The organism is Anaeromassilibacillus sp. An200, from assembly GCF_002160025.1.
GTDB lineage: Bacteria > Bacillota > Clostridia > Oscillospirales > Acutalibacteraceae > Caccousia > Caccousia stercoris.
The window spans coordinates 1-7,884 of record NZ_NFJU01000070.1; the positions used below are offsets into that span (position 1 = coordinate 1).

The window sequence follows — 7,884 nt, forward strand, 5'->3', positions numbered from 1 at the left end:
CTTTATTCAATCAGAAGAAAGCTATTTTCCCCTCTCCTGCTTGAATCAACATATACCGCGGCGGCTTCCCCGGCCCGGGCCGGTTCTTTCCTCCGCCGGAACCGCTTTTTCCCCTCGCGATGGGGGTGTCCACAAAGCCTACTTATATGGACTGTGAGAGTCGGAAGAAAAAATAAAAATTTTTATGCAAAAAATCTTAATTTAAACTAAATATTGACAAAAAAACGGATATTTGCATAAATTATTCGCACAAAAACAGCTTTTCCAAAAAGAAATTCGGATTAGTTTCGCCTGTTTTTGCAAATTTACGAATCTAATATAAAATCACAAATAATTTGTCTGTTTTTTTATTGTTTTCTGTGCATGAATGTGCTATAATTCTGCCGGCCTGAAGGCGATGAGTAAGGGGAAATAGTGACAGAGAAGCGCCTGCCATGCCATTTTTGCGGGACATCTATTTTCACTGCGATAGCGGAGACAGGTGGGGAGGAAAATCGAAAAAAATTGAAAGAAAGGAAGAGGATGCATGAGTGCAAAAAAAGAGATTGGCCGCTATGTCATGGGAGATATGTGCCTTTCTTATTGGGAGAATGAACAACATACCGTGGGAATGCTTCTGATCCCGCTTGAGACGGAGAAAAAAGTCGTGGAAAAAAACTGTGCATTGGAACCGTTGGTGCAGCTTCATGTGCGCGGCGATAAACGGACCAGCTTTTTCGGAGGCGGCACTACGATGGCGTGTTCCGCGTCCACAAAGTGTATGAAGCTGGTTTCCCACGAAAAACAGGGAGACCGCATCGTTACCGTGCTCTCAGACGGAGCTGGACGAATTGTTCGTCATACCGTTGTCTGGCATGAAGGGCTGGAGGCTGTGCGGGTCTTCACCGACTTCACCAATGACACAGGGGCTCCTTTAACGCTGGAGATGCTTTCAAGCGCTAATATTGGCGGACTGACACCGTTTTTTGAGGAGGATGCTCCCGGAGCACTTGTGATCCACCGAGCACGCAGCGCGTGGAGCGCGGAGGGCAGAATTTCCTCCAACACGGCGGAAAGCCTGCACCTGGAGCCTTCCTGGGCCAACCATGGCCTGCGTGTAGAAAAAATTGGTCAAAAAGGTTCGATGCCTGTGCGCGGATATTTCCCCTTCGGCGCGGTGGAGGATCAAAAGACCGGTGTGATCTGGGCTATGCAGCTTGCCTGCCCGTCTTCCTGGCAGCTGGAATTTCGCCGTATGGATGCGGGACTGGCTATGATGAGCGGACTTGCGGATTTTGATTACGGCCATTGGGCCAAAACACTCCAGCCGGGAGAAACCTTCCGCACACCGGAAGCTTTCCTGACGGTGGGATGCGGAAGTCTGGATGCCGTCTCACAGCGCCTGTTAACCATACAGATGGAGAATTTCGCGGGGAAGGATCGGCTGCCCCCTGTCCTGTTCAATGAATACTGCACCACATGGGGCAATCCTTCGGAAGAAAACCTTGAAAAGATCGTGGACTGCCTGCGCGGTAAGGCAATCGACTATCTCGTGATCGACTGCGGCTGGTACGGCAGGCCTGGAGTCGCATGGAGCGAATGCAACGGAGACTGGATTCCGAACGATACGGAAATGTTTCCACACGGTCTGCGTGCCACGGTGGAAAACATTCGGAAGGCAGGCTTTTTGCCCGGCATCTGGTTTGAGCCGGAGACATGCGGACACCTCTCTTACCTTGCCCAAAACGATGAACTGCTTCTCAAACGGGACGGGATCGTAATCGACACGAACGAACGGCGTTTTCTGGACATGCGGCTGCCGGAAACGCAGGCTTATCTGGAGGAACGGGTCGTTTCGCTTCTGCGCGACTATGGCTTTGCCTATGTGAAAATCGATTACAACGACTGCATTGGAGTTGGCTGTGACGGTACGGAAAGCCTGGGCGAGGGTCTGCGGCAGAATATGGAAGCGTCACAGGCCTTCTTCCGTCATCTGCGCGAGGCGGTTCCCGGACTGTGCATGGAAAACTGCTCCTCCGGCGGTCACCGGCTGGAACCGTCTTTGATGGGCCTGTTCGATATGGCCTCCTTCTCGGACGCGCATGAATGCATTGAAATTCCCATTATTGCCGCTAATCTTCAACGCATGATTCTGCCCGCGCAGTCGCAGATTTGGGCGGTGCTGCACGGCACGGATTCCCTGCGGCGTCTCAACTATTCGCTGGTAAACACTCTGCTCGGTGTGATGTGCCTGTCCGGCGATATTTATTCACTCAATGCGGAACAGTGGGCCTTGGTGGAGCGCGCAATCGCGTTTTACCGTGACGCACGCGGGATTATCCTGCACGGTGTTTCCAAGTTCCACGAAAACCGCGGCGAAAGCTGGCGGCATCCCCAGGGGTGGCAGGCTGTGTGCCGCACCGGCCCGGACGGCGTACTCGTTACCATTCACACCTTTGGCGGTGAGCTTCCGGACAGCATTTCCCTGCCGGTGCGCGCATCCCATGTACGGGAGGTGCTCTGCACGGAGGGGAACGATCTTTCCCTTTTCAACGGGACGCTTACCGTCCGTCTCAAGGCCAACTTTGAAGCAGTCGCTGTACTGCTCCGATAGGAGGGGAAAGACATGATTCAGCCAGTCCCCCACCCTTCCCGTGCTGTCTCCCGCTGTGAACGGACAGACAGCACCGTTACCTTTTTTTCCGAATACGGAGCATTGCGTCTGGAACCTGTTTCGCCGGAGATTGTGCGTGTCCGCTTTACCCGCGAGGATACCTTTTCCCAGGAAGCAAAGCCTGGAGTCCTTCCCTTCTCTCCTTTTTGCAGCTGGAAGCTGAATGAAACGAAGGACGCGTATACGCTGTTGACCGATCGGCTTGCGCTGACTATCGACAAGACGAGTCTTTTCATTTGCTACCGCACGCGGGACGGCAAACTGCTGCTGCGGGAAAATCCCAGAGACAGCCGCACGCTGGAAGCGTATGACAGCTATCTGCCGAACCCGGAGGAACCTGCCAGGATGGAGCGCGTCAGGACGCCGGACGGTGAAAAAGTGATCCCTCACGACGTTCCCCGCGTCTACGATCGCCGCCTGTATCGCTGCCGTCTGAACCTGCTCTGGCAGGAGGGGGAAGCCCTGTACGGTCTGGGACAGCATGAGGAGGGGCTGCTGAACCTGCGCGGACATACTGTTTACCTGCATCAGGCAAATCTCAAGATCGCCATTCCGCTGCTGGTTTCCAGCCTGGGCTATGGTATCCTGACAGACACCTATGGCCCGGCCATATTCCGCGACGACGCGTTTTCCTCCTCGATTTTCACGGAAGCCGATGTGGAAATGGATCACTATTTCCTCTACGGCGGCAATCTGGACGGCGTGATCCATGGCTGCCGCACCCTAACCGGCAAGGCCGCTATGCTGCCCCGCTGGGCGTTCGGCTTTGTACAGTCGCAGGAGCGGTATGAGACGGCGGTGGAAATGCTGGACACAGCCCGGGAATACCGCAGGCGCGGTGTGGGGTTGGATTGCATCGTGCTGGACTGGTGCTCCTGGAAGGATGGCATGTGGGGGCAGAAAACGCTGGATCCCGCCCGTTTTCCCGATCCGGCATCATTTCTTGCGGAGCTGCACCGGGAACAGGTGCGTTTCATGGTGTCGATCTGGCCGAACATGGATGAAAAGACAGATGATTACCGCGCATTCGCGGAACGTGGTCTGCTGCTGCCATTCAGCAATCTTTACGACGCCACCCGTACAGAGGGACGGGCGCTTTATTGGGAACAGGTGCGCGAAAATTTGTACCGGTATGGCGTGGATGCGTGGTGGTGTGATTCCAGCGAGCCATTCACACCAGAGTGGACACATCAGGAAAAGCCCGATCCGGCTCAGATGTATCAAGAGTATGTGGAAAACGCGGGACGCCAGATGCTGCTGCGGCTTGCCAACGCTTACGCTCTTTTCCATGCGCAGGGTATTTATGAGGGACAGCGCGCGGAAAGCGAGGAAAAACGTGTAGTCAATCTGACGCGGAGCGCCGCGCTGGGACAACAGCGCTATGGCGCAATTCTGTGGTCGGGTGATACATCGGCTTCCTGGCAAACGCTTCGCCGCCAGATCGCGGCGGGGTTGAATTTCTGTGCCAGCGGCCTGCCGTATTGGACGGTGGATATTGGCGGCTTCTTCGTCAAGCGCGGTGACACCTGGTTCTGGAACGGCGAATACGAGGATGGCTGCCGCGACGAGGGCTACCGTGAGCTGTACACACGCTGGTACCAGTTCGCCGCTTTCCTGCCAATGTTCCGCGCGCACGGAACGGATACGCGCCGGGAAATCTGGCATTATGGAGACGAGGGCGGCGCATATTATGAAGCCATGAAAGCTGCTAACCGCCTGCGCTATCGCCTGATGCCCTACCTGTATTCGGAAGCCGGGCATGTCTGGAAGGACGACAAAACCCTCCTGCGCCTGCTTGCCTTTGACTTTGCGGACGATCCCAACGCTCTTGACATCGCGGATCAATTCCTGTTTGGGCAGAGTTTGCTGGTCTGCCCCGTTACGCAGCCCGCCGTTTTATCCCGCTCAGTCTACCTGCCGAAGGGATGCGATTGGTACGATCTTCACACAAACCGCCGGTATCGCGGCGGGCAGACGATTGACGCCCAGACTTCGCTGGAATCTATTCCCGTGTTCGTGCGTGCCGGAAGCATTGTGCCGGTGGGCCGGGCGTCGCAATATGCCGGAGAGGATGCCGGGACGCGCCCCGTCCTCTGTGTGTATCCTGGGTGTGATGCGCATTTCTCCTTCTATGAGGATGATGGGGACGGCTACGGTTATGAGCATGGCGAATACACCGTGACAGAAATGCACTGGGACGACGCGGCACAGCGTTTCTCCGCCGTCTGCGGCGGGGAGGACTGCTCCGCCCTGTATGAGGTGCGGGTGATGCGCGAAAGTGAAGAAGGCTTGCCGGATCTGCGTCTCTGATTCTTTCGCCGGACAAAAAACGGCGCTTCCCCGGGCGGTATATCCACCGGGAAGCGCCGTTTCTCGATCGGAGCCTTTTGGCTTCCGTTTCACAGCTTCAAATTCTGCATCCTGTCACAATAATATTGTACGTTTTCATATTTGGCGTCCGGGGCAATGCGGTGATCCGGACAAGGGATATACCCGCCCAGCTCGATCAGCGGGCGCAGCCGCTCGATCTCCGCGTCCACAGCGGCGCGATCGCGTGAGAAAACCGTCTTGTTCATGCCGCCCACACCGCGCAGCTCGCGTCCATACTGCTCCCGCCACGGGGCAATGCTCGCATTCCAGGTTCCCACCTCAATCGGAAACATCGTATTCACACCGTTTCGAGCCAGGTGGGGATCAGGCGGTCAATCCACCCGTCACAGTCCACGGATACGATGTCGATCCCATGGCTGTGCAGCAGATCGGTGATCCGCTTATAGTGCGGGCCGACATACTCGTCGAACATGGAGGGAATCACAAGCGGACCGTTTTTAAAGCAGATATCCTCCCAGAAATGCGCATAGTCAAATTTCGCGCCGCTGTCCAGCATGGCTTTCACACATTCATAGCACAGGCCGTCCATCGTATCGATAATTTCTTCATACAGATCAAAATCATCAGCCATCAGATAACTCATCTGCTCCACACCGAGCAGATCGCGCATTCTTCCCATCAGCGATCCGCAGTGGATTCCCACGGGAATCTCCCGGCCTGCGTCATCCCGCAGCGTTTCCAGCAGTTCTGTCGGGATCCGCTCCATGGAGAACCGCAGGCGCGGCAGGTATTCCTGCTCCCACACGCTGCGATCTGTCAAAGAAGTGCCGATCTCCGCCGGGATCGAGACGATTCCGGGCTTGACGAGAACAATCAGACCGCTGCCATCGCGGATCACCCGGCTTCCGTCCGGGCGTTCCTCCAGCGTTTTTTCCTCGAACGCCGGGAACAGATCGCTGGAAGAGCCAACACAGGAATTCCAGTTGAAATCAAATCCAAGTTTTTTCATGATGGAGCGATCGCCCCAGCCGTTATCTCCGCGGCGGCAGTAGTCGTCCGCCTCCTCGCGTGTAATATGACCCTCATTTGCCCACTTCTGCACCGTTTCTCCCCAGTACCCAAACGATACAACGGGAAATTTTTCGTATGCTCCATAATGCAGAACAGCCATGGCGTTTTCCCGGAATGTCATGGAATCTCCTCCCTTTCCTTGCATTGCGGTTTTCTGCGTTCCATGCTACAATCATAGCATTGTATTTTTCCGCTTTCGAGGGGGATTCCTGCGAAAAAATGGCGGTGATCGATTGCTCAAAGGAACAGTATTACGCCACGTACGGCGACGGTCCGTGGCGCTTTTTCTGGATGCATTTTTCTGGCTGCGCTGCCGATTCTTTTGTGCGAATGGTGAATGGCGGCGCCCTGCGCACCGCGGACAGCGATCCCGCCCGTGCAGCGGAGCTTTTTGATCAGCTGGATTCCATGGCGCACACACCGGGACGGCAGACGGATCTGCTGCTTTCCCTATGGATCCACCAGCTTTTATGCGAGCTGGCGCGCACGGTGGAGTGCGGACCGGTTTCACGCCATCAGGCAGCCATGGAGGAAGCCGCCTCTTTCCTGCACGCGCATCTGGGGGAACCGATCCGCGTGGGAGATTTGGCGCAGAAAGCCGGAATGAGCGAATTTTATTTTCAGCGTGTGTTCCATGAAGTGATGGGCCAATCCCCTTATGACTATTTGACGCGCCTTCGCGTAGAGCGGGCAAAGCTTCTGCTTCTGTCCTCTGATCACAGTGTTGCGGAGATTGCCGCGATGGTGGGCTATTCGGACGCGAGAGGGCTGATCAACAGCTTTAAAAAACGGGAAGGCTGTACCCCCTCCTGCCTGCGCAGGAAGAAAGCAGGGGAGCGGATCTTGCCCTGATGCGCGGATTATATATAGTTAGGAAATGATGAAGAACAGGGAGCCGGGGGCTGTGAAAGCAGCGGCCCGGCTTCTTTTTTCTTTTAATGATTTAATGATTTAGAAGGAGGAAGTTGTTTTGCAGATTTACGGGTATGTCAGGGTATCAAGCACCGATCAAAACGAGGAACGACAGCTTGCCGCCATGCGCAGCAGGGAAATCCCTCCCGGCAACGTGTTTGTGGACAAGCTTTCCGGCAAGGATTTTGATCGCCCCGCCTATCAGCGCTTAATCCGAAAGCTCAAGCCGGGCGATATGCTTGTGATCCCGAGCATTGACCGGCTGGGAAGAAATTATGAGGAAATTTTGGAGCAATGGCGTATGATCACCCGTAAAAAGCAGGCGGATATTTCCGTGATCGATTTTCCTCTGCTTGACACTCGGAGTCAGTCGGATCCACAGGATCTGACCCGGCGTTTCGTCGCGGATCTTGTTTTGCAGATCCTTGCCTATGTGGCGCAGAAGGAACGCGAAAATATCCGCCGCAGGCAGGCTGAGGGGATTGCCGCCGCTAAGGCGATGGGAAAGCGCTGGGGCAGAGAAAAAAAGGTATTCCCGCAGGATTTTCCCCAGCTCTGTGAGGCCTGGGAGAACGGCAGGCTGAGTTGTGATGCTCTCCTAAAGCACTGCAATATGAAACGCAGTACTTTTTATAAGCATTTGCGCGAATACCGGAATTCCATTTCGCAAAAATCATAAAGCATTTATTCTTTATGGATCCTGGCAAAAATTTTTTAAAAGTTTTTTTGAAAAGCCCTTAATCTTTCCAAATTAAAGCCGATATAGATGGTGTAAGGAATCGTGGTAACGTCCATGTAAGTAGACTGCATGGACACCCCCATCGCGAGGGGAAAAGCGGTTCCGGCGGAGGAAAGAACCGGCCCGGGCCGGGGAAGCCGCCGCGGTATATGTTGATTCAAGCAGGAGAGGGGAAAAT

Annotated in this window: 6 protein-coding genes; 4 read left to right on the forward strand and 2 right to left on the reverse strand. The window is 54.9% G+C overall.

Annotated features, from left to right (window positions below):
- The first annotated feature begins 526 nt into the window (after positions 1-526).
- Together B5F35_RS17035 and B5F35_RS17040 are read left to right on the forward strand one after the other, a co-directional pair.
- Positions 527-2,593, forward strand: a complete 2,067-nt coding sequence (locus tag B5F35_RS17035) for a glycoside hydrolase family 36 protein (protein ID WP_087242766.1) — start codon at positions 527-529, stop codon at positions 2,591-2,593.
- 12 nt (positions 2,594-2,605) lie between these two features.
- Positions 2,606-4,963, forward strand: coding sequence for a glycoside hydrolase family 31 protein (locus B5F35_RS17040; RefSeq protein WP_087242768.1), 2,358 nt, complete (start codon positions 2,606-2,608; stop codon positions 4,961-4,963).
- A gap of 89 nt (positions 4,964-5,052) precedes the next feature.
- On the opposite strand, the gene B5F35_RS19380 is transcribed toward B5F35_RS17040, so the two are convergent.
- Positions 5,053-5,316, reverse strand: coding sequence for a hypothetical protein (locus B5F35_RS19380; RefSeq protein ID WP_242969577.1), 264 nt, complete (start codon positions 5,314-5,316; stop codon positions 5,053-5,055).
- Positions 5,317-5,321: 5 nt separating this feature from the next.
- Entirely contained in the window at positions 5,322-6,176 is an 855-nt protein-coding gene (locus tag B5F35_RS17045) for a uroporphyrinogen decarboxylase/cobalamine-independent methonine synthase family protein (RefSeq protein ID WP_242969578.1), read from the reverse strand.
- Positions 6,177-6,274: 98 nt separating this feature from the next.
- Here B5F35_RS17045 and B5F35_RS17050 point away from each other — a divergent pair, with 98 nt between their 5' ends.
- Together B5F35_RS17050 and B5F35_RS17055 are read left to right on the forward strand one after the other, a co-directional pair.
- Positions 6,275-6,907 (forward strand): helix-turn-helix domain-containing protein, encoded by a 633-nt coding sequence (locus B5F35_RS17050; protein ID WP_162611471.1) that lies wholly within the window; start codon positions 6,275-6,277, stop codon positions 6,905-6,907.
- A 118-nt stretch (positions 6,908-7,025) separates the two neighbouring features.
- Entirely contained in the window at positions 7,026-7,646 is a 621-nt protein-coding gene (locus tag B5F35_RS17055; RefSeq protein WP_087242770.1) for a recombinase family protein, read from the forward strand.
- Positions 7,647-7,884 lie beyond the last annotated feature (238 nt).